Annotated in this window: 21 protein-coding genes; 13 read left to right on the top strand and 8 right to left on the bottom strand. The window is 66.2% G+C overall.

Going from position 1 to position 19,600, the window contains the following annotated elements; genetic code table 11:
* Positions 1 to 109 precede the first annotated feature (109 nt).
* From ACIBJI_RS32595 to ACIBJI_RS32625, 7 genes are read left to right on the top strand one after another with little or no spacing between them, the layout of a single operon-like run.
* Positions 110 to 1,369, top strand: a complete 1,260-nt coding sequence (locus tag ACIBJI_RS32595) for an amidohydrolase family protein (RefSeq protein ID WP_396956988.1) — start codon at positions 110 to 112, stop codon at positions 1,367 to 1,369.
* Between the two features lie 8 nt (positions 1,370 to 1,377).
* Positions 1,378 to 2,145, top strand: coding sequence for an ABC transporter ATP-binding protein (locus ACIBJI_RS32600; protein ID WP_396957063.1), 768 nt, complete (start codon positions 1,378 to 1,380; stop codon positions 2,143 to 2,145).
* A complete protein-coding gene (locus ACIBJI_RS32605; protein WP_396956987.1) occupies positions 2,142 to 2,987 on the top strand; it encodes an ABC transporter permease in 846 nt (281 codons plus the stop codon). Before ACIBJI_RS32600 ends, ACIBJI_RS32605 begins: the two co-directional genes overlap by 4 nt.
* A gap of 36 nt (positions 2,988 to 3,023) precedes the next feature.
* Entirely contained in the window at positions 3,024 to 4,202 is a 1,179-nt protein-coding gene (locus ACIBJI_RS32610; RefSeq protein ID WP_396956986.1) for an ABC transporter substrate-binding protein, read from the top strand.
* 8 nt (positions 4,203 to 4,210) lie between these two features.
* Positions 4,211 to 5,527 carry an FAD-binding oxidoreductase gene (locus ACIBJI_RS32615; RefSeq protein ID WP_396957062.1) on the top strand — a complete coding sequence of 439 codons (1,317 nt, stop codon included), beginning with the start codon at positions 4,211 to 4,213 and terminating at the stop codon, positions 5,525 to 5,527.
* Entirely contained in the window at positions 5,524 to 6,294 is a 771-nt protein-coding gene (locus tag ACIBJI_RS32620) for a creatininase family protein (RefSeq protein WP_396956984.1), read from the top strand. Before ACIBJI_RS32615 ends, ACIBJI_RS32620 begins: the two co-directional genes overlap by 4 nt.
* Positions 6,291 to 7,679, top strand: coding sequence for an amidohydrolase family protein (locus ACIBJI_RS32625; RefSeq protein ID WP_364352861.1), 1,389 nt, complete (start codon positions 6,291 to 6,293; stop codon positions 7,677 to 7,679). Before ACIBJI_RS32620 ends, ACIBJI_RS32625 begins: the two co-directional genes overlap by 4 nt.
* A 105-nt stretch (positions 7,680 to 7,784) precedes the next feature.
* Here ACIBJI_RS32625 and ACIBJI_RS32630 read toward each other — a convergent pair whose 3' ends face one another.
* From ACIBJI_RS32630 to ACIBJI_RS32655, 6 genes are all read right to left on the bottom strand, one after another.
* The gene (locus ACIBJI_RS32630; protein ID WP_396956979.1) at positions 7,785 to 8,912 is read right to left on the bottom strand and encodes an ABC transporter substrate-binding protein; all 1,128 of its coding nucleotides are present in this window, start codon (positions 8,910 to 8,912) and stop codon (positions 7,785 to 7,787) included.
* Positions 8,913 to 8,963: 51 nt separating this feature from the next.
* On the bottom strand, positions 8,964 to 9,830 hold the full coding sequence (locus ACIBJI_RS32635) for an ABC transporter permease (protein ID WP_396956977.1): 867 nt from the start codon (positions 9,828 to 9,830) through the stop codon (positions 8,964 to 8,966).
* Positions 9,827 to 10,654, bottom strand: a complete 828-nt coding sequence (locus tag ACIBJI_RS32640) for an ABC transporter ATP-binding protein (RefSeq protein ID WP_364352852.1) — start codon at positions 10,652 to 10,654, stop codon at positions 9,827 to 9,829. The genes ACIBJI_RS32635 and ACIBJI_RS32640 overlap by 4 nt, the downstream gene beginning before the upstream one ends.
* A 69-nt stretch (positions 10,655 to 10,723) precedes the next feature.
* A complete protein-coding gene (locus tag ACIBJI_RS32645; protein WP_364352849.1) occupies positions 10,724 to 11,926 on the bottom strand; it encodes an amidohydrolase in 1,203 nt (400 codons plus the stop codon).
* Positions 11,927 to 11,957: 31 nt separating this feature from the next.
* Complete coding sequence (locus ACIBJI_RS32650; protein WP_397087137.1) at positions 11,958 to 12,701, bottom strand: sulfite exporter TauE/SafE family protein; 744 nt, start codon at positions 12,699 to 12,701, stop codon at positions 11,958 to 11,960.
* A 123-nt stretch (positions 12,702 to 12,824) separates the two neighbouring features.
* Positions 12,825 to 13,904 carry an acetamidase/formamidase family protein gene (locus tag ACIBJI_RS32655; RefSeq protein WP_364352843.1) on the bottom strand — a complete coding sequence of 360 codons (1,080 nt, stop codon included), beginning with the start codon at positions 13,902 to 13,904 and terminating at the stop codon, positions 12,825 to 12,827.
* A 159-nt stretch (positions 13,905 to 14,063) separates the two neighbouring features.
* On the opposite strand from ACIBJI_RS32655, the gene ACIBJI_RS32660 reads away from it, so the two are divergent.
* Both ACIBJI_RS32660 and ACIBJI_RS32665 read left to right on the top strand, forming a co-directional pair.
* Positions 14,064 to 14,735, top strand: a complete 672-nt coding sequence (locus tag ACIBJI_RS32660; RefSeq protein ID WP_396956970.1) for a GntR family transcriptional regulator — start codon at positions 14,064 to 14,066, stop codon at positions 14,733 to 14,735.
* A gap of 82 nt (positions 14,736 to 14,817) precedes the next feature.
* Positions 14,818 to 16,101, top strand: a complete 1,284-nt coding sequence (locus ACIBJI_RS32665; RefSeq protein ID WP_364352837.1) for an amidohydrolase family protein — start codon at positions 14,818 to 14,820, stop codon at positions 16,099 to 16,101.
* A gap of 18 nt (positions 16,102 to 16,119) precedes the next feature.
* On the opposite strand, the gene ACIBJI_RS32670 is transcribed toward ACIBJI_RS32665, so the two are convergent.
* Positions 16,120 to 16,251, bottom strand: coding sequence for a hypothetical protein (locus ACIBJI_RS32670; RefSeq protein ID WP_397087139.1), 132 nt, complete (start codon positions 16,249 to 16,251; stop codon positions 16,120 to 16,122).
* Between the two features lie 127 nt (positions 16,252 to 16,378).
* Here ACIBJI_RS32670 and ACIBJI_RS32675 point away from each other — a divergent pair, with 127 nt between their 5' ends.
* The 4 genes from ACIBJI_RS32675 (at position 16,379) to ACIBJI_RS32690 (ending at position 18,614) form a co-directional block, all read left to right on the top strand.
* Positions 16,379 to 16,837, top strand: coding sequence for a hypothetical protein (locus ACIBJI_RS32675; RefSeq protein ID WP_397087141.1), 459 nt, complete (start codon positions 16,379 to 16,381; stop codon positions 16,835 to 16,837).
* 17 nt (positions 16,838 to 16,854) lie between these two features.
* A complete protein-coding gene (locus tag ACIBJI_RS32680; RefSeq protein ID WP_364352831.1) occupies positions 16,855 to 17,346 on the top strand; it encodes a hypothetical protein in 492 nt (163 codons plus the stop codon).
* 167 nt (positions 17,347 to 17,513) lie between these two features.
* Entirely contained in the window at positions 17,514 to 17,738 is a 225-nt protein-coding gene (locus ACIBJI_RS32685; RefSeq protein ID WP_364352828.1) for a hypothetical protein, read from the top strand.
* Positions 17,739 to 18,425: 687 nt separating this feature from the next.
* Positions 18,426 to 18,614: a dihydroxy-acid dehydratase gene (locus ACIBJI_RS32690; protein ID WP_396957061.1), complete on the top strand. Its 189-nt coding sequence runs from the start codon at positions 18,426 to 18,428 to the stop codon at positions 18,612 to 18,614.
* Between the two features lie 47 nt (positions 18,615 to 18,661).
* On the opposite strand, the gene ACIBJI_RS32695 is transcribed toward ACIBJI_RS32690, so the two are convergent.
* Positions 18,662 to 19,585: a helix-turn-helix transcriptional regulator gene (locus ACIBJI_RS32695; RefSeq protein ID WP_364352825.1), complete on the bottom strand. Its 924-nt coding sequence runs from the start codon at positions 19,583 to 19,585 to the stop codon at positions 18,662 to 18,664.
* Positions 19,586 to 19,600 lie beyond the last annotated feature (15 nt).

The raw sequence follows: 19,600 nt of genomic DNA on the forward strand, positions 1-19,600 counted from the left end.
GCTGAATAGTGCTAAATGTTGATCACATCAACATTTGCTCTGTCCTTAACGTCTCGCCGACCAGCCACGAGCGGGCCACCACGACCTGTTTCTCTCTCGAAGGACCTCCATGGATCATCCGCTACCGCAGCGTGTTTCGCGCCTGTGCGGGGCAACCTTGCCCGACGGCTCGGTGGTCGATCTCGACATCGGACGCGACGGCGGGCACTCGCTGGTGACCGCAGTTCGCCCGAGTGCACCGGGCCGGATCGACGAAACCTCCGACGCATCAATAGATCTGACCGGTTTCGTGCTGTTGACCGCACCCGCCGAGCCACACGCACACCTGGACAAGGCGCTGAGCTGGGATGCGCTCACGCCGACCTTCGGCAATCTCGGAGCGGCGATCGACACATGGCGCCAGGGCAGTGCCGAACTGACCGAGGAGTCTTTCCGCAGTCGGGCGACCGCGGCGGCATCGGCCCTGTTGCGCAACGGCACGACCACCATTCGGTCGCACGTCGATATCCTCGGTGGCACGGACCCGTTGCGCGGTATCCGCGCGGTGCATAGCGTACGCAGGCGATTGTCCGGGCTCGTCGACATCGAGATCGTGGCGTTGACACCCCCGGCGGCCGATCCCGGACTGCTCCACGCGGCCCTGGACGCGGGCGCCGACTTGATCGGTGGCGCACCGCATATCGCGCCGGACCCGATCGCCGAACTCACCCGGCTACTCGACATTGCCGAGGCCCGCGGAGTCGGCGCCGACCTACACGTCGACGAGTTCTTGTGCGGCGACCACCACACACTCGCCCACTTCGCCGAGCGGGTCGCCGGGTGGCCCGCCGCCCGGACGCGCACCGCTGGGCACTGCTGCAGGCTCGGCACCATGGCCGCGGACGAACTGGGCGCGCTGCTGGCCACGGTGGCGCGCAGTGGCGTGGGGATCGTCAGCCTGCCCATCACCAATTTGTATCTGCAGGGCTGGGATGACCCGGTCGCTATGCCGCGCGGATTGACCGCACTCGCCGCGCTGCTCGATGCGGGCATCCCCGTCGCGGCCGGTGCCGACAATGTCCGCGATCCGTTCAACCCGATCGGCCGCAGTGACGCACTCGAAACGGCCGCACTGCTGATCACGGCCGGTCATCTGGCGCCGGAAGTGGCCGTGCACTTGGTTACCGACGGAGCGCGCGCGGTGCTCGGCTTGCCCGAGGCCGGCGCGAAACCCGGTGCCCGCGCGGAATTTCTCGCCGTACGCGGCAGCAGTCTGCTCGATGTTGTCGCGAACGCACCTGCCGACCGGATCGTCATTCGCGACGGCGCGATCGTATCCATCAGCCGAACCGACCATCGCACAGCCGATTTCGCAGTACTGGAGGTCTGATGTCCAGCATGCCAACCATGAGCGCCGCCCCGCCCCGCCCCGGCAGTCAGGTGCTCGGATTCGAATCGACCGAACTCACCTATCCCAACGGCACGGTCGCGCTCTCGGGCGTCGATCTGACAGTCCGGGCCGGTGAATTCGTCAGCGTCGTCGGGCCCTCTGGATGCGGGAAGTCGACGCTGCTTCGAATCGCCTCCGGCCTGGAGTCCGCGACCGGGGGTTACACCCAAGTCGGGGCGAATCGGATCGGCTATGTGTTCCAGGACGCCACCCTGCTGCCATGGCGCTCGGTGCGCGACAATGTTGCGCTACTGGCCGAACTCGATCACATGGCCAAGGCCGAACGCTATCGCCGTGCCGACGATGCCATCGAGTTGGTCGGTCTCGCTGGGTTCGCCGAACACCTGCCGCGCATGCTCTCCGGTGGTATGCGGATGCGGGTGTCGCTGGCTCGTTCGCTCACCGTTGATCCCGAGTTGTTCTTATTCGACGAACCTTTCGGCGCACTCGATGAGATCACGCGACAGCGGCTCGGCGACGAGATCACCGAACTGTTCGACGACCGCCGCTTCGCGGGCCTGTTCATCACGCATTCGGTGACCGAGGCCGTGTACCTCTCGACCCGCGTCGCGGTGATGTCGGGCAGGCCGGGCCGCATCGTCGAGCAGATCGACATTCCGTTCGACTTTCCGCGCCGACCGGATATCCGCTTCACCCCCGAGTTCACCGCACTCGCGAGCCGAGTCTCGCAGGCGCTGCGAGGAAGTCACACATGAGCGTCGAAATACTCACTGCCGCAAAAGTATCCGAGTCCGTTGTGACCACCGCCCCGGCGCGCACGTTCAAACTGCGTACGGTCTTTGCTCCGCTCGCGGTCCTGGCCATGGTGATCGGCGCCTGGTACCTCGTGACCTACACAGTGCTGGCACCGTCGCGCCGGTTTCTGATGCCGCCGCCACACGAAGTGGTGACCGAAGGCCTGCTCGGTCCGGGAGCGCCGGATATGTGGGAGGCGTTGCAGCGGACCGCTACCGTGGCGTGCACCGGTCTGGTGATCGCCGTGGTCCTCGGGATCGTCTGGGCGGTACTGATGGCGCAAGCTGGTTGGGCGGAGATTGCTCTGTTTCCATATGCGGTTGTGCTGCAGTGTATTCCGATCCTGGCATTGGTTCCGCTGATCGGCTTCTGGTTCGGTTTCGGATTCACCGCGCGGGTGTTCGTCTGCGTGCTGATCGCCCTGTTCCCGGTGGTGTCGAACACGCTGTTCGGGCTGAAATCGGTGGACAAGGGCCTGCGGGAACTGTTCGCGCTGCGCGCCACTGGCCGGATGACGGTGCTGCGCAAGCTCGAGTTCCCGGCCGCGATGCCCGCCATTTTCGCCGGTGTCCGGATCTCGGCCGGGCTCGCGGTGGTCGGCGCGATCGTCGGCGACTTCTTCTTCAAGCAGGGCGATCCCGGCATCGGCATCCTGATCGACAACTACCGATCCCGGCTGCAGTCACCCGAATTGTTCGCCTCGATCCTGCTGGCCTCCGGCCTCGGCGTCGTAGTTTTCGCGTTCTTCAGCTGGCTGTCTCGCCGGCTGGTCGGCGCTTGGTACGACTCCGCCCGCAACTGAAATCCCACCCTGCCGCTGCGCCCCTTTGGGAGAAACATGAGAATACTTAGTCTGCCGCGTTCGGCCCGCGTGACCGTATCGGCGACCGTCATCGGCCTCGCCGTACTGACCGGCTGTGCCCAAACCGACAGCCCGACAGCAACTTCCGGTTACAGCGGCCCGATCGGCGCGATCGACTTGAAGCAGGTCTGCCCGACAAAAATCGTGGTGCAGAGCGATTGGAACCCGGAGGCCGAACACGGCGGCCTCTATCAACTACTCGGTCCGAACCCGGCGATCGACGCCGCGGGCAAGAAGGTCACCGGTCCGCTTTTCGCCCACGGTGAGTACACCGGGGTGGACCTGGAGATCCGCGCCGGTGGCCCCGCGATCGGATTCCAGACCGTGACATCGCAGATGTATCAGGACGACTCGATCATGCTCGGCTTCGTCGACACCGACCAGTCCATCCAGTCCGCGGCCACCAAACCGACCACCGGCGTCTTCGCACCGCTGGAGATCAACCCGCAGATGATCATGTGGGATCCGGCGACCTATCCGAATGTGCACTCCATCAGCGACCTGAAGGCCGCGAAGGCGACCGTGTTGTACTTCCAGGGCGCCGCCTATATGGACTATCTGACCGGTGCCGGCATTCTCGACAAGAGTCAGGTGGACGGCAGCTACGACGGCACACCGGCCAACTTCGTCGCTGCCGGTGGCGCCAAGGCGCAACAGGGGTTCATCAGCGCCGAACCGTATCTCTACGAACAGAAGATCCCCCAATGGCACAAGCCGGTGGCCTACCAGCTGCTGCACGACTCCGGATACCCAGAGTACAAGTCCGCGCTCGCGGTCCGGTCCGGCAAGCTGGAGGCCGATTCGGCGTGCCTGCAACGCCTTGTTCCGGTGATGCAGCAAGCCGAGCTCGACTATTTCGCCGATCCGGCCACGGCCAACGATCTGATCGTGCAGGCAGTCGACAAGTACGACACCGGCTGGGTATACGACGCGGGCAACGCGGCCTTTGCGACGAAGCGGATGCGCGAGGCCGGTGTGGTCGGCAACGGCGGCAATGCCACGGTCGGCGATTTCGACGCCGCGCGAGTTCAGCGGGTCATCGACATCACCCGGCCGATCTACACCGAGCAGAAAGTCTCGGTCCCACAAGGACTGACGACCGAACAGATCGCGACAGACCGATTCATCGATCCCAAGATCGGATTCGCGTCGTGACCGCCGCCATGATCGAGGCCGGTGATCGTCCCGACTTCGGGCCCGAGCAACTCGACGGCCTGGTCGATGACCTGCTCGCGCTGCTCGGCCCGCGCGGCGTGAGCACCCTCGACCGCGCTCTGGACCGCGCCTCCCGTGACGGGTCGGGGATGAGCCCGATCCTCTCGGCCCAGCAACCCCTCGGGCGGCCGGACGCGGTGTGTTATCCGAAGACGGCCCAACAGGTTCCGGCGATTGTGCAGGCTGCGGTGCGTCGCGGCGTACCGATCACCGCGCGCGGCAAGGGCACCGGCAATTACGGCCAGGTGGTGCCGCGCTTCGGCGGCCTTGTCATGGACATGACCTCACTGGCCGTTATCCGGGACCTCACCGACACCACCATCACCGCGGAGGCGGGCGCCAGGATGATCAACCTGGAGCAGGCCGCGTGGGATGCCGGACGGCAGCTCTGGATGTACCCGTCGACCGCGCAATCCACCCTCGGCGGATTTCTGGCCGGTGGCTCCGCCGGCACGGGCACCATCGTGCACGGCCGCAACCACATGGGTTTCGTGGAATCCGTCGATGTCGTCTACGGCCACGAGGATGCCGAACTTCTCCACCTCGAAGGTGCTGCGGCACAGCCGATGGTGCATACCTACGGAGTGGCGGGGATCATCGTTTCGGCCACGGTCCGGTTGGAACCGCTGCAAGACTGGAGGTGCGTGTACGCCAGCTTCGGGTCCCATTACGAGGCCTTCCCGGCCGCCATGCGCGCCGCGTCGATCGAACCGAAACCGCGGCTGTTGTCCGCCGATGGTGCGACGATCGTCGACGCACTGCCGTCGGACCCCGCGTTGGTGCACGGCAGGGCCAGTGTCCGCGGCATCGTCGACGCCGCGGCGCTCGACGAGACGGTTGCGGTGCTGGAGGCCGGTGGCGGCCGGATCGAGGCGGTGCGCGAGGGGCTGGCGCAGACGATGCGGTTGAGCACCCTCTCTTACAACCACCCGACCTGGTGGCTGCAGAAGGCCGTGCCGGACACCTACTTTCACATGGAATGCCAAGGCGACGCGCTCGTCACCCGGCTGCGGGAGGTGGAGGACGTCTATGACGGCGGGATGCTGCACTTGGAAGTCGGGCATCAGACCATGTTCGGGATGATCAACGGCGTCTACCGCGATCCCGAACAGGTATTCGCGGGGGTGCCCGCGCTGGAGGCGCTCGGCGTCGCTGTGCATTCGCCGCACCAGTCCTATGTCGATCTCGACGCCGATCGGGTCCGGGCGCTGGCGCGCAGCACTGATCCGAACGGTCTGCTCAATCCAGGAAGGTGGCAGCGGTGACGACATCCACCCGGCACTTCGCCGATCTGACCACGGCCGAAGTCCCCGAGGCGCTGAGCCGCGACTCCGTGCTCGTGCTGCCCACCGGCGCGATCGAACCGCACGGCCCACATCTGCCGCTGCGCACCGATCTGGTGCTGGCCGAGGCCGTTTCCGGCGCCGCGGTCGATCGCGCCGCCGCCGAGGGCAGTGACGTATGGTTGCTGCCCGCATTGGGCTATACCAAGTCCGACGAGCATGCCAATCTGCCCGGCGCGATGTGGTTGCAGGCGGAGACGATGATGCGCGTCGTAGTCGATCTGGGGCGAAGCATCGCCGCGACGCCGGCGCGGCGGGTCCTGTTCGTCAATTGCCACGGCGGCAACTCGGCCCTGCTCGAGGTGGCGCTACGTGAATTGCGCCGCCGATTCGACCTGCAGACCTTCCTCTACGCATCGCCTGCCCGGCCGGGGCCGACGGAGGAGGGTTTCGGCATCCACGCCGGATGGGCCGAGACGTCGATGATGCTGCACGTGCGCCCCGATCTCGTCGATATGACCAAGGCGAAAGCCGCTGTACCGCACTCGATCGCGGGCCACAAGCACGTCGGATTCGGTAAACGGGTCCGATTCGGTTGGCTCGCCGACGATTTCGCCGCGTCTGGCGTGATCGGCGATCCGACCGGTGCGGATGCCACGTTCGGCGCCGAACTATTCGAGAGCACAGTCGGTTCCCTGGTGCAGGCCATCCCGGAGGTCAGCACCTTCGATCCCGGACGCGTCGGATGACCGTACTGACAATCAAGAATGCGACGCTGCTGCCCGTTGGGGGAGATCGCGAGTGGTTGCACGGCTGGATGACCGTCGATGCCGACGGCCGGATATCCGGTGTCGGAGAAGGAGATCCGCCTGCGGAGGGTGGTGAGGTCCGCGACGTGGCGGGCGCCATGGTCGGGCCCGGGTTCGTCTCCGCGCACAGCCATATCTTTACCGGAGGAATGCGGGGTGTCGCCGCCAACAGCACGCTTTACCCGTGGGTCACCCGCAACACCGAGATGCTGCTCGCCGCAGGCGCCGAGGACCTGTATTGGCTCACCCTGGCCGGGTCATTCGACTTTCTCGCCAACGGCATCACCTCGGCCTACAACTTCACCCAGAGCCGGGTGCTGGCGCTGTTCGACTACGCCTCATCGAGCATGAAAGCCGCCGCTGTTCGGCCGCTCGAGTTTCTCACCCGCCAGATCGACGCCACCAGCGACGCGGGCATCCGATTCGTCGCCAGCGTCCGCCTCGACGATGAGCAACTGCCCGAAGACGAAGCGCTCGGGACCTTCGGTGCGGTGATGGATTACGCGAAAACGACGGTGCCGCCGAATCTTTACCTGGGGGGATCGGTCTACGGATCCGTACAGTGGTCGACCTCGCCTGCCACCGCCGAGCGTGAACGCACCATGATGGACCGTCACGGTGTCACCAACCAAGCCCATTTCGTCGAAACCGCGGAACAACTCGACATCCAGCAAGCCAAGTTCGACTGGTACGACGAAGCCGGAGTCCTTGGCCCGGATTTCGCGTTCGGCCACTTCGTCCATCCCACCGACCGAATGATCGACCGCGCGGCCGAGACCGGATGCGCCATGGTGTGGCAGCCGATGTCCAACGGCCGCCTCGGATCCGGGATCGCCGATATACCAAGGATCTCGGCCACCGGCATGCGTGTAGGGATCGGGCTGGACGATCAATCGTGCACCGACGTGTCCGACCCCTTCGAAAACATGCGCACCGGCCTGTACACCCAACGCGCGCTGCACAGCGACGCAGCCATCCTGACACCGGCACAGATGCTCCGACTGCACACACTCGGCGCGGCATCAGCCATCGGCGCAGCAGACCGAATCGGCTCGCTGGAGGTCGGAAAATACGCGGACTTCATCATCGTCGATCCGTTCGACCCCGACACTGGACCAGTCTGGGACCCGGTCGCCACCTACGTCTTGGCCTGCTCGACACGCAACTTACGCGCGGTGTACGTCGGCGGGCACTGCGCATGGGCCGGTAACCGCTCGACCCATCCGCTCGCCGATCAGGCCACTCGCGAACTGCACCAACGAATGGTCCGAGTAGCGGCGGTCAACGGCTTTCACCCAGCCCTTCGGTCACAAACCCACCATTAGCCCGGCATTGGTCGCTGCCCACGGCGGCAGGGCGGACCTGACCTCGTCATTCCCCTGGCTCGTCGCCCGCCTCGGGCTCCCCGTACCCGAGGCGACCTGAGCGGACTACTGGGCCCGCAAACCGACTGCGGGGTCGATGAATTGGTTGGTAACCAGGTCGGCGGCGGCGACGCCGTCGGGAACCTGCTGACCACGACCGCGCAGCGTATCGGTCACGGCGGTGATGACGCGGTCGACCCGGGCGGTGTCGAAATTGCCCAGGGTGTCATCGGTTCCGTTTCCGACGATCTTCTCCGCGAGCTGAACCTCAACCGAGTTCGCATTGCCCGCCGCGGTGATCGGCGGACCGTCCGGAATGGTCTGTGCGATGCGCAGCAGTGCCTGATTCGTCGGCTCCGGGTTGGTCACGTAGTCGATCTCGGCCTGTTGCAGTTTCGGGACCAGCTTGGTCAGGCATGGACTCAGTTCGGCGAGTTTGTCACTGCGGACCGACCATTGATGCGGGTAGATCTCGTAGCCCGCCTTGTGCACGAGCAGATACTTCGTCGGCTCGAGCCAGCCCTTGACATCGTGTTCCCAGCGGTAGGGCTCATTGGAGACATAACCCTGCTGCATCACCTTGCCGCGCTCGGCGACGAACCGGCTCGGCGTCCCGTCGAAGGAGGCGTCGGCTTGTTCGGGCCGTATGTAGCCCTTGGCGATCAGGTAGTCCATGTAGATCTTGCCCTCGCTGTACACGACGGTCGCCCCGGTCGCGGCCACGTCGTTCCAGGACTCGACATGATAGGTCGCGGGATCCCACATCACGATCTGCGGATTGATATCGAGAGATGCGAAAACGCCAGTGACATTGAATTTTCCGCGCGCCTGCAGCGCCTCATCGGTCGGAATCATGCCGAGGGTGATGCTGGCGTCCTGATACATCTGCGCCGGAACCGGCTGCCCACCGAGGAAGGGACCGCCCAGGCGCACTTCGACATTGACGCCGGTATCGCCGAGTGGGCCGGAGTAGGCGCCCTTCTTGACGTCGACGGTGCCATCGGGTCCGACCAGTTGGAAGGCGGCGGCGCGTTCCGGTGTTGCGTACCAGTCCGTTTGGATCACGACGGTCGAGGGGCAGACGCCCGCGAGTTCACCCCTGCCGGTCGGTGCGGGTGTAGAAGTGGCACCGCTACAGGCGGTGAGCAGTGCGGTGCCGGACAGCGCGGCAGCGGCGAGGAGGCGTTTCTTCACGGGATTTCCTTGGGGTCGAGCGGGTTCGGAGCAGAGCGAAGCGGGTCGGCGTTACCTGCCGCGACGGACACCATGTGCGCGGTCGACGCGCCGTGCGAGGAAGTCGAAGCACCAGAAGAGGATCAGACCCACCAGCGAGGACAGCAGCAGCGCCGTGAGCAACTCCTCGGTGGCCAGGCGCTGGCGGTAGACATCGATCATGCGACCGATGCCCGGCTGGCCCTGGCGAAAGAAGAAGTCGGCAACGATCGAGCCGATCACCGCCATCCCACCGGAGATCTTGAACCCGGAGATCATGGCCGGAAGCGCCGCGGGCAGTTGCAGTTTCAGCAAGCGCTGCCAGCGATTGGCGCCGTGGAGGGTGAGCAGATCATGTTCGGCCGCAGCCACCGATTTGAGGCCGAACAGCGTGTTGGTAATGATGGGGAACAACGCCACCATCACGCATACGATCACGCGGCTGCCGAACTCGTAGCCGAACCAGAAACCGAACAGCGGTACCACCGCGAGGATCGGAATGGTCTGCAGGATCACCGCATACGGATACAGCGAATACTCGGCCCACCGCGCCTGACTCATGAGCACCGCGAACCCAACGCCGAGCACGATGGCGATGCCGAGCCCGACCAGCGCCACCTGCACCGTCGACCACAGCGCGGTCAGAATCTCGGTGCGCGCCACCGAATCCAGCAGACCGTGCGACACGACCGCCTCGGGTGCGGGCAGCAGGAATCGCGACTCTTCGGCCAGCAGAAAGTGACTCGCGATCGACCACAGCGCGATGACCATGACGAAAACGACGGCCGGTGCGATGATGCGAATCGGTGCGATCGGCGTGCGCCGGTACCGTTTTCCGGTGGCCGATTCGATCTGACTCGCGGTCGCCGCCGTGACCGGACCCGCAGTGGCGGCGGTCATGCGGCAACCGCCTGTCCGGAGCCGCGCAGCGCGGCGGACACATCGGCGGCGATATCGGCGAACTCGGCCGTATACCGTAGCTCCGGTGCGCGTGGAAAGCCCAGTGGTACCGGAATATCGGCGCAAACCCGGCCCGGCTGCCCGGCCAGCACGACGATCCGGGTGGACATGAAGACCGCCTCGGCTACCGAATGAGTGACGAACACCCCGGCGAAACCATCACGGCGGAACAGCGTCCCGACCTCCTCGTTGAGCCGCTGGCGGGTGATCTCGTCCAGCGCGCCGAAGGGCTCGTCGAACAGGAACAGTTCGGGCCGCACGGTGAGGGCGCGCGCGATGGAGGCGCGCATCCGCATACCGCCGGAAAGCTGTGCGGGCTTGTGCTTCTCGAACCCGGCGAGACCGACCCGCTCGATGGCGTCGCGGGCGGCAGCCCGGCGGGTCGCCTTGTCCACGCCCGCGAGTTCGGCGGGCAGTTCGACATTGCGCAGCACACTGCGCCACGACAGCAGGGTCGACTCCTGGAATACATAGCCGAGTTGGGCGGTCGCGACGTCGACAGTGCCCGCGGTGGCCCGCTCGAAACCGGCGGCCAGCCGCAGCAGCGTGGACTTACCGCAGCCGGACGGGCCGACCAGTGACACGAATTCACCATCGCGAATAGCGATGTCGATATCGGCGAGCGCCTGGGTGCCGTTCTCGAAGGTCAGGGATACGCCGCGGAACGCGAGGGCCGGTGCGGCATCCGCGGGACTGCGGTCGGCAGCGGTCGTATACGCAGATGCGCCCTGCGTCGTCGACGCTGGAGAAGCCGTTGTGCTCATGGACTAGTTCTATCGGCGGGTGATTGCCGAACGCGGTCGGCGCGATTACACGCCTGTTTCGTATACAATTTATTTCTCGGTAACGACCACACCGTCCCGGACGACGATCCGGCCACGTTTGAGCACCAGTTTGCGAGGCGGCAGCGCGACCACCGCGGCCGCCGGTGTCGGTGCGTCGACGACGAGCAGATCGGCCGATGCTCCGGCCATGAGCCCGTAGTCATCGAGTCCGAGAACCATTGCGCCACCGTAGGTTCCGGCGAGCAAGGCCAACTCGATCTCGGGATCGGCGACCAGCCGGTCCCGATACGCGACGCTGTTGATCCGACGCAGCATGTCGCCATCGCCGTACGGGGTCCACAGGTCCCGCACACCGTCATTTCCCAGCGCCAGGGTGGCGCCCGCGTCGTGCATGACCCGCACCGGCACGACGGGCGCCTCGCCAACCGCGCAGGTCACCATGGAAACACCTGCCTCGGCGAGGTTTTCGGCGACTCGCCGCTGCTCATCGGGTGCGAGGGCGCCCATCGCGTACGCGTGGCTGATCGTGACCCGCCCCGCCAGGCCGGTAGCGCGGGTGCGCTCGATGATGAGGTCGAATTCCCAAGCGCCGAGGGCGCCGCCGTCGTGCAGGTGAATGTCTATCTTCGCGCCGTGGCGTTCCGCGAGGCCGAAGATCACATCGAGCTGCCCCACCGGATCACGGTCATAGCCCGCCGGATCGAGACCACCGACGACCTCGACACCGTCCGCGAGCGCCGACGCCATCAACTCGGCGGTCCCCGGTCGGGTCAGCAGCCCGCCTTGGGGGAACGCGACCAACTCGACATCCACCCGATCCGCGTGCCGCGCGGCGGCTTCCCGCACCGCTTCCACACCGCCCAGACCGACCTCCGGATCGATATCGATGTGGCTGCGCACCTGTGTGGTGCCCCCGCTGATCATGGCGTCCAACAGGTTTGCGGCGTAGTCCGCGCTGGGCAGGCCGAGTTCGGCCCGCCGGCCCTCACCATTCGCGATGCGCCCGGGCAGGGTTCGGCCACCGGTGTTGGGTACCCATGGGCCGCCGAACAGCGTCTTGTCCAGATGGCAGTGCGTATCGACCAGGCCAGGAAGTACCAGCGCGCCGGCCAGATCGATGATCTCGCCGTCCGGCGCATCCAGAGCGGGCGCGATCTTCGCGATCCGTCCGTCGACGATGAGGATATCCGCGGTGTCGGTCGGCAGCCCAGGAATCCAGGGGCGTCCGCCTCGCAGCAGCAGGTTGTTCATTGAGCGTCCTCTCGGTATTCAGGGTGAGTAGTCAGCTGAGCAGCATCGTTGCCCCCGCACCCACGCCGAAGATGATGACCACGGCGCGGAAAGCGTTGGGGTGCAGCCGGTCGGCGAGCTTCGCGCCCACGACGCCGCCGATGAGGCAGGCCGGTGCGAGGACCGCGACCGAGAGCCAGTGCACGGGGCCGAACAATGCGACGGCAACCACGGCGGTCGTCGAAACCGTGAGGGTCAGTATGCTTTTCAGACCGTTCAGGCTGGTGATCGTGGCGTCGATGCCGAGGGCGAGTGTGGTGAGGACGACGATGCCCATGCCGCCGTTGAAATACGCGCCATAGGCACCGCCGAGGAATACGCCCAGGAACAGGGTTGTCCTGGAATCACCTTGTCGCGCGGTCAACTTCCGCGATACCAACGGCTGGGCGGCGAACAGTGCCGTCGCCGACAGAATCAGATAGGGCACCAGCGCGGCGAAGATCTGCGGCGGCGCGGCGAGCAGGGCGATCACGCCGCCCACCGCACCGGCCGCCCCGGTCGCGACCAGACGCGGGACGAGCGCGCGATAGTCGTCGAGTCGCCGTCGCAGCGCCGCCGCACCACCGAAATAGCCGGGCCAGACCGACACCGAATTGGTCACCGTGGCGGCGACCGGCGGCAGTCCCGTGGCGAGCAGTGCGGGAAATGAGAGCAGACTGCCGCCCCCGGCAATGGCGTTGCATACCCCCGCGCCGAAACCCGCGATGAGCAGTAGGGCCAGATGTGGGAGATCCATCCATGAAGTCCTTCCAACGGGTCCACGAAGACGGCCGCGGGCGGCGCGGCGCGAGACTCCGGCGATCAGCCGTTCACGGCGCCACCGCGCCGCGCTCGGACGCGGAGAACCGGATGCACTCGCTCACAGCCCCTCCAAATGGCTCTTTCTGACACAGCAGTGCACGCCCTTCACCACATCCACCACCTGAGAGATGCGGAAATCCGCTGCGGCACTGAGGTACGCGAGCGCGACGGCCGGGGGTATCCGATAGCGCGCACCGAGGAACGTGATGGCATTGCGGGTGGCCTGTTTCACCGCCTCGTCCAGATCGGTGTCCAGGCCGAGCAGCAGGTGGTCGGTCGCGGTCTCCGCATACGGAAGAGCCAGGGCGGCAGCCATTTTCCGCGCCCCGGGATCGGCGTGCAGTGTCAGTCGCACGGTGGCGCGCAGCGGGGCCTCGAAGGCGGTGAGCGCGACTTCACCGTCGCCCATCGCGAAATGCGGGTCACCCGCGTAGAACATCGCGCCCGGCACCTGAACCGGAAGGTAAAGCCGCGCACCGACTCCCAGCATCCGCACGTCGATATTCCCGCCGTGCCGGCCAGGCGGCACCGAATGCACAGCCTGTTCGGTGGCCGCGGCCACGCCCATGATGCCGAGGAAGGGGTCGAGCGGAAAGCGCAGCGCACGACCGTCACCGACATCTATCACCCCGCGCTCGGCCGCGTCGACGGTGGCGATCGTGCACACCGGCGGCACCGGACCATCCGGATCGTGGTCCCCGAGCTGCGGAAATTCGCCGGGCAGTGCACCTTTGCCATGCCGATTGCTGATGACGCCGTAGGGCGCGCGCCGCAGCAGTTCGAGCACCTCGACCTCGAGCACATCGCCGGGGCGCGCACCGCGCACCGCGATCGGGCCGGTCACCACGTGCGGCCCGTGCACGCTCGGGTCGTGTACGACCGAGCGTGCCACCTCCGCGGTGTCAGCCAGGATCTCTGTGATCCCACACGCTGCGAAGAAGGTCGCCGGATCCCGGCCCTGATCCTCGAGTATGCCTTCGTGGCTGATCGTGTCCAAACACACAGCCGTACCGGAGTCCACCGTGATCACCGGATTGGCGAGGGAATTCGGCAGTAGTCCCCAGGAGATCCGGTCGGGATCTGCGGGAAGGTATATGTCTGTGGAGCGGGCACCGGCACGCGACTGTAGTAAATTCATGGCATCCGATCCGACGGTTGAGGAGTGGATCGTATACAACCACTGCTCTCGGTCGTCCGCCACCGCTAGCGACTGCTTGCAGGGGCGCTCGAAAGAATCGGCCAGCGACTGCTTGCAGGTCGCTCGGAACAACACCACCCAGCGCGCTGTGGGAGCCATGTGAGCAGCACCACCCGGCGAATGACTCCGCAACAAGTGTGCCGAGCCATTCGCGACGACATCATCCGCGGCGTCTTCGCGCCCGGCCAACGGCTCACCGAGGACACCCTCGCCGAGCGCTACGGCGTATCCCGAGTTCCGGTGCGCGAGGCGCTACGCACCCTGGAGGCCGAGGGGTTCGCCTGGTCGCGCCCATACGCCGGGACCTTCGTCGCCGAACTGACCGAGGCCGACGCCGCCGATCTGCTCGAAATCCGCGCCTTGCTCGAACCGCTGTGCGCGGGCCGCGCCGCCGTGCGCCGCACCCCGGAGCAACTCGGCAGGCTCAAGGAACTCACCGAACTCGGCCAGGACGCCGTGCGCGACGGACGGTTCGACGAGCTCACCCGACTCAACAGCCGCTTCCACGAGGTGCTCGCCGAGGCCTCGGGCAGCACCCTGCTCAGCCAGCTGATCACCCAGCTCAGCTGGAAGATCGCCTGGGTATACGCGGTCGAACTGCCCAGGCGCGCCGAGGATTCCTGGCACGAGCACGAGGAGATCTGCGCCGCACTCGATGCCGGCGATCCGGAGCGCGCCACCCAGGTGGTCGCCGCACATATCGCCCACGCCACCTCGGCATACCGGCGCCGCGACCGCGCCGCTGATCCAGCGGCGCAACAGGATCGGTAACCCAGACGTCGCATTTCTCGCGGCGGAACGAAACACGAGGGTCGTATACAACCTTTGTCCGTTCTTCTCCCGGAGGTTGCCCATGGCGGATCTGCTGCTGCGCGACGCCCGCATCGCCGACGACGCGGCCTTGGTCGACATCGTCATCGACCAAGGCGTCATCATCCAGCTCGACCACCTACCGCCCGGGCGTGCCGACCACGAAATCGACTGCGCCGGACGCGTCGTCATCCCGGGACTTATCGAATCACACCTGCACCTGGACAAGGCACTGCTCGACCGCGAACGACCGAACCTCGACGGCACCCTGGCCGGGGCGATCGCGGTCACCGGCGAACTCAAGCGCACCTTCACCCGCGCGTCGATCCGCGACCGGGCACGGCGCGTTCTCGACCTGGCGATCACGAACGGCACCACCACGATTCGCGCCCATCCCGACGTCGACCCGATCATCGGGCTGCTCGGCGTCGAGGCACTACTCGACCTGCGCGAGGAATATCGCGGCAGAATCGACCTGCAGATCGTCGCCTTTCCGCAGGAAGGCATCCTGCGTGCCCAGGGCACCATCGACCTGCTGCGCGAAAGCCTGCGTCGCGGCGCAGATGTCATCGGCGGTTGCGCCTACAACGAAGCGACCGTCGCCGACTGCCGTCGCCATATCGATCTCATCTTCGAACTGGCCACCGAATTCGACGTCCCGATCGATATCCACGCCGATTTCGCCGACGACGCGACCGATCCCCGCTTCGCGCTCGCCGACTACATCGCCGAGGTCACCGAGCGCACCGGCATGCGAGGCCGAGTTGCGTTGGGCCACATGACTTCCCTGGCTGGACAGCCACCGAGGCAGCGCCGCGAAACCCTGAACCGTCTGGCCGCAGCAGGCATCGCGGTCGTCCCCCTGCCCGCCACCGACATACATCTCGGCGGACGCGCTGATACCACGAATATCCGCCGCGGCATCGCACCGATCCGTGAGCTCTGGGACGCGGGCATCACCACCGCGTACTCCTCCAACAACATTCGCAATGCGTTCACCCCCTACGGCAACGCCGACCTCCTCGACATCGGCCTGTTCCTGGCCCAGACCAGCCACCTATCCACTCCCGCCGAGCTGACCCGGATCCTGACCATGGCCACCACCCAGGCCGCCGCCGTCATCGGGATCGCCGATCGCTACGGCATCCGCCCCGGCGCCGCCGCGGATCTCGTCGTCCTGTCCACCCATCGCGTCGCCGATGCCCTACTCGATCGCCCGGACCGCTGCTACGTCATCAAAGCGGGCCGGATAGTCGCGCGTACCACGCGAACCCACGAACTGCTGCCCGCCGCCGATCCACCGGCACGGCAGCCACTGGCCAGCTGACATACGCCGAACAGCGATTCAGCCCAGCGAATCCGCTTCCGCGCGAAATGTCCGGCGATAGGCCAGCGGCGAGACACCGATCGAATCATGCAGGTGCGGACGCAGGGAACTGCCGGTGGCGAAACCGACCGGGCCTGCAATGCGGTCCACGGTCATATCCGTCCGTGCTCGATGCCGCAGCCTCCCGCGGCGACATCCCCCAGCCTCCATGACCCTGATCTTGCGCTCGAAAGCAAGGGCCCACCTGGGATGAGTGGGCCGAACCCATCACGACCGTGTGAGAGGTCCGACGCTGATGTTCCCCGAAACCCTCACCGCACGAGCCGTGGTCTACGACAATGGATCCCGCGAAATGGGCTGCGCCGAGCTCACCGCCCGCCTGCGCGAGGTCGGCTCCGACCACACACTGCACACAGCCGCACCGGCGCTCGGCGACCTGGTGCGCGGTATCGCCCTGCCGAGAATCGCCGAGGCCGTCGACGGCCTGCTCGACATCGATCTCGGTGACGCGGCGGTCGCCGGCTGGCGCCGCTGCGATCACCTCCGCTCCGCTCCCGGCGCGGCCCCGAGGAAATCGTCGAGCTGCTCGCCCACGAAACCACCCACACCTACCGCCCGAACCTGGAGATCCTCGTCGACAGGCAGTCCGCCGGCTCAGTCGCCGTCGAGCTCGTCCTCATTCTGGAGATCCAGCCGCTGGCCGCCACCGTCCGCCACGGCGCCCGAACTTGGTTGAAATGGTTGGATACGGGGATGGACGGCGGCCACCTGGAATCGGGTCTTTCCAAAAGCGTCTGGACCGACGCCGACTTCTCGGAGATGGGCTGGCACGACGCCACCATCCACGGCCTGTGTGTACAGCCGACCGACGGCGTCCTGCCGCGGCTTCTCCTCGATCTCGACTACATCGTCCGCTGGGTCCATCCGGTCCCACCGGCGACATATTTCTCCTTCTGGATGGCCCCGGCGACGCTCGTCTTCGAAGACGTTTGGGACCTCGAGGGGGACCTCGATTTCAAGGGCACGACCCCGGACCTGGAGATCGATGACCTGCACCGACTGGTACCCGACGATCGACGGGAGGACCTTCCGCTCTGGCACATCGAAGGTCATGCGTTCGATCTGAAGTTCCGCGCAACCGGTTACCACCAATACTTCCGAAAGACCCCGACACTCGCTTCTCGACATGCGCTCTCTCACGCAGAACGGGGTGGGTGCACCTTCGCCGAGGTCGGCTTTTGCTGACACGCCTGCCCTTCGAACGGCGGTGCGTGAGGCGGCGGTATCGGCGAACATGCCCATGGGTGGGGCGTGACCGCCAGTGCGGCGGACCAGAACGTTGTCGCTCGAAACATCCGCTTCGCGCCGGACCGCCATCGAGGTGAGCCAGGCGGCGCACGACCGACGTGCATGTGAGGTGGTGGAGTGCCGCGAAGCTGCGTCTGGAGCTGGTGTCCGCGCGTCCCGAGCCACTGCTGGACACAGCGACGGCCCAGGTCAACGATCTGATCAAGGCCGAGAACTTGACAGATCTCAAATCCCGGGAGCGCGCGGTGGAGGGTGCCTTGTCCGCGTTCATAGCAGACGCGGCGGCGCGACTCCTGACCGATTACCACGGCGGCGTAAGCAGGCGCTGAACGGCCGCTTACCGAGCGGTTTTCCGCCGGTCACAGCCTGCGCGAGATTCGGCCGGACGGTCAGCTTCTGAGACAACGGCTGCCCCGCCGGACGACGGACAGCCACCAACGGGGGCGACGGATACAGACAAGCGGGCATGTCGACGGCTTCTGATAGTCGTATCCCGTACCAACCGTCAACAACGCCTCACAGCATGAGGACTTGACTCAAGGGACTCAAACGCCGTCTGGCCGACCATGTTTGGCGCATCATGATCGCCGACGAACAACACCACACGATCGGGGCGGGCTCCGCAGGACAGTCGAGGGCGACTACGAAATCCTGCGCGGCCGGCTCAACCCCGCACACCAACACTTCGGATCGGTCACTTCCGGAACCCGCCACCGAACAGGCTACGACCAAACCCGCTCCAGCAGCTTGACGAACACAGACGAACGAACCCCCGCCTGGCCAGGATCGGCTTCCCAGGTGCCCGGCAAGTTCTCGAAGTCGAGCGCACCCGAACCAGCGGCCGCAAGATCAGCGGGGCGAGATCATCGCCCAACTCGAGGTGCCGACGCTAACCGATGGCACGGTAGACACGCTTGGCGCACGTGCGCTCACCTCCGAACACACGCTCCTGCCCACTGTGCTGCAGCAGATAGCTCGCGGACGAAGGGCACAGGTGCACTGGTCACACTGCGGGGATCACTCGCACCCGAGGGCGCGGTCATCAAAGCAGCGGCGGCGTCACCACATCGCGGGGCCCGCTCGCACTCGTGTGCAACGGCGATCGCATTCGCCTCGATGTACCCAACCGCACCGTTGATCTCCTCGTCGACGATGAGGAACTCGACATACGCCGTACCCGACCTGGTGCTGCACCTCCAGCATGATCGGGGGGAGCGATGCGACCGGACGCGAACCCAGCCCAGCCGGGGCGTCAGGGGCGGGCTGAGTTGATGGGCGCTTGGGCGGCGTCCGTGCCCCAGCTGGCCAGGAGACACAGCGCCTCCGCCGACGGCGAGCCCGGTTCCGCGTGGTAGACACACAGGTACTGCTCCGCGTCGTCCGGGAGGTACAACGTCTCGTACGCCAGGGTCAGCTCACCGACCAGAGGGTGCCGCATCCGCTTCACACCATGCCCCTTTTCCTTCACGTCATGCGTGGCCCACAGCCGCCGGAACTCCTCGCTCTTGACCGATAGTTCCCCCACCAGCGCCGACAGTTCCGGGTCGTCCGGATGCTGGCCCGCGTACAGCCGCAGATAGCTGACCATGTCGGACGCCTTGGAATCCCAGTCCAGGAACAGCCGCCGGTAGTCGGGAGAAAGAAAGGTCAGCCGCGCCCAATTGCGTTCTGCGGGCGGCAGCTGCCCCCAGTCGCCGAAGAGCGCCGCCGCCATCTGGTTCCAGGCGAGGATCTCCGACCGCGCCCCGGCCACGTACGCGGGCATCCCGTCCATCGACTCCAGCAGTTGCTGCAACGTGACCCGCACCTGCTGCTGCTTGGGTGCCCGATACTTGCGCCGCAGTTGCTTGGGCTTGGCGAGGCGGGTGAGGTGCGCGTGCTCGGCGTCGGTCAGCCGCAGGGCGCGCGCGATCGAGTCGAGCACCTCCGCCGACACATTGCGCCCGTTGCCCTGCTCCAGCCGTGTGTAGTAAGCCACCGAGACCCCGGCCAGCTGAGCCAGTTCCTCGCGACGCAGGCCCGGCACCCGCCGGTGCCGCCCTTGCCAGGGAATCCCTACGTCACCCGGCTCGAGCCGGGCCCGGCGCGTACGCAAGAACTCGCTGAGCTCGGCGCGCTGGTCCAGGCCGTCGGAGTGCGCGGCCTGAGCGTCGTCCGGGGCAGGATTGTCGCTCATGCTCTCCAGTATTCC

It is taken from the genome of Nocardia sp. NPDC050408, assembly GCF_044458905.1.
In the GTDB taxonomy this organism is placed as follows: Bacteria; Actinomycetota; Actinomycetes; order Mycobacteriales; family Mycobacteriaceae; genus Nocardia.

Bases quoted from the DNA above. Each gene is read 5' to 3' on its own strand.
- ACIBJI_RS32655 (WP_364352843.1), bottom strand. From the start codon at position 13,904: ATGAATTTACTACAGTCGCGTGCCGGTGCCCGCTCCACAGACATATAC.
- ACIBJI_RS32645 (WP_364352849.1), bottom strand. From the start codon at position 11,926: ATGAACAACCTGCTGCTGCGAGGCGGACGCCCCTGGATTCCTGGGCTG.
- ACIBJI_RS32605 (WP_396956987.1), top strand. From the start codon at position 2,142: ATGAGCGTCGAAATACTCACTGCCGCAAAAGTATCCGAGTCCGTTGTG.
- ACIBJI_RS32640 (WP_364352852.1), bottom strand. From the start codon at position 10,654: ATGAGCACAACGGCTTCTCCAGCGTCGACGACGCAGGGCGCATCTGCG.
- ACIBJI_RS32595 (WP_396956988.1), top strand. From the start codon at position 110: ATGGATCATCCGCTACCGCAGCGTGTTTCGCGCCTGTGCGGGGCAACC.
- ACIBJI_RS32650 (WP_397087137.1), bottom strand. From the start codon at position 12,701: ATGGATCTCCCACATCTGGCCCTACTGCTCATCGCGGGTTTCGGCGCG.
- ACIBJI_RS32615 (WP_396957062.1), top strand. From the start codon at position 4,211: ATGATCGAGGCCGGTGATCGTCCCGACTTCGGGCCCGAGCAACTCGAC.
- ACIBJI_RS32680 (WP_364352831.1), top strand. From the start codon at position 16,855: ATGGACGGCGGCCACCTGGAATCGGGTCTTTCCAAAAGCGTCTGGACC.
- ACIBJI_RS32625 (WP_364352861.1), top strand. From the start codon at position 6,291: ATGACCGTACTGACAATCAAGAATGCGACGCTGCTGCCCGTTGGGGGA.
- ACIBJI_RS32665 (WP_364352837.1), top strand. From the start codon at position 14,818: ATGGCGGATCTGCTGCTGCGCGACGCCCGCATCGCCGACGACGCGGCC.
- ACIBJI_RS32610 (WP_396956986.1), top strand. From the start codon at position 3,024: ATGAGAATACTTAGTCTGCCGCGTTCGGCCCGCGTGACCGTATCGGCG.
- ACIBJI_RS32695 (WP_364352825.1), bottom strand. From the start codon at position 19,585: ATGAGCGACAATCCTGCCCCGGACGACGCTCAGGCCGCGCACTCCGAC.
- ACIBJI_RS32635 (WP_396956977.1), bottom strand. From the start codon at position 9,830: ATGACCGCCGCCACTGCGGGTCCGGTCACGGCGGCGACCGCGAGTCAG.
- ACIBJI_RS32600 (WP_396957063.1), top strand. From the start codon at position 1,378: ATGCCAACCATGAGCGCCGCCCCGCCCCGCCCCGGCAGTCAGGTGCTC.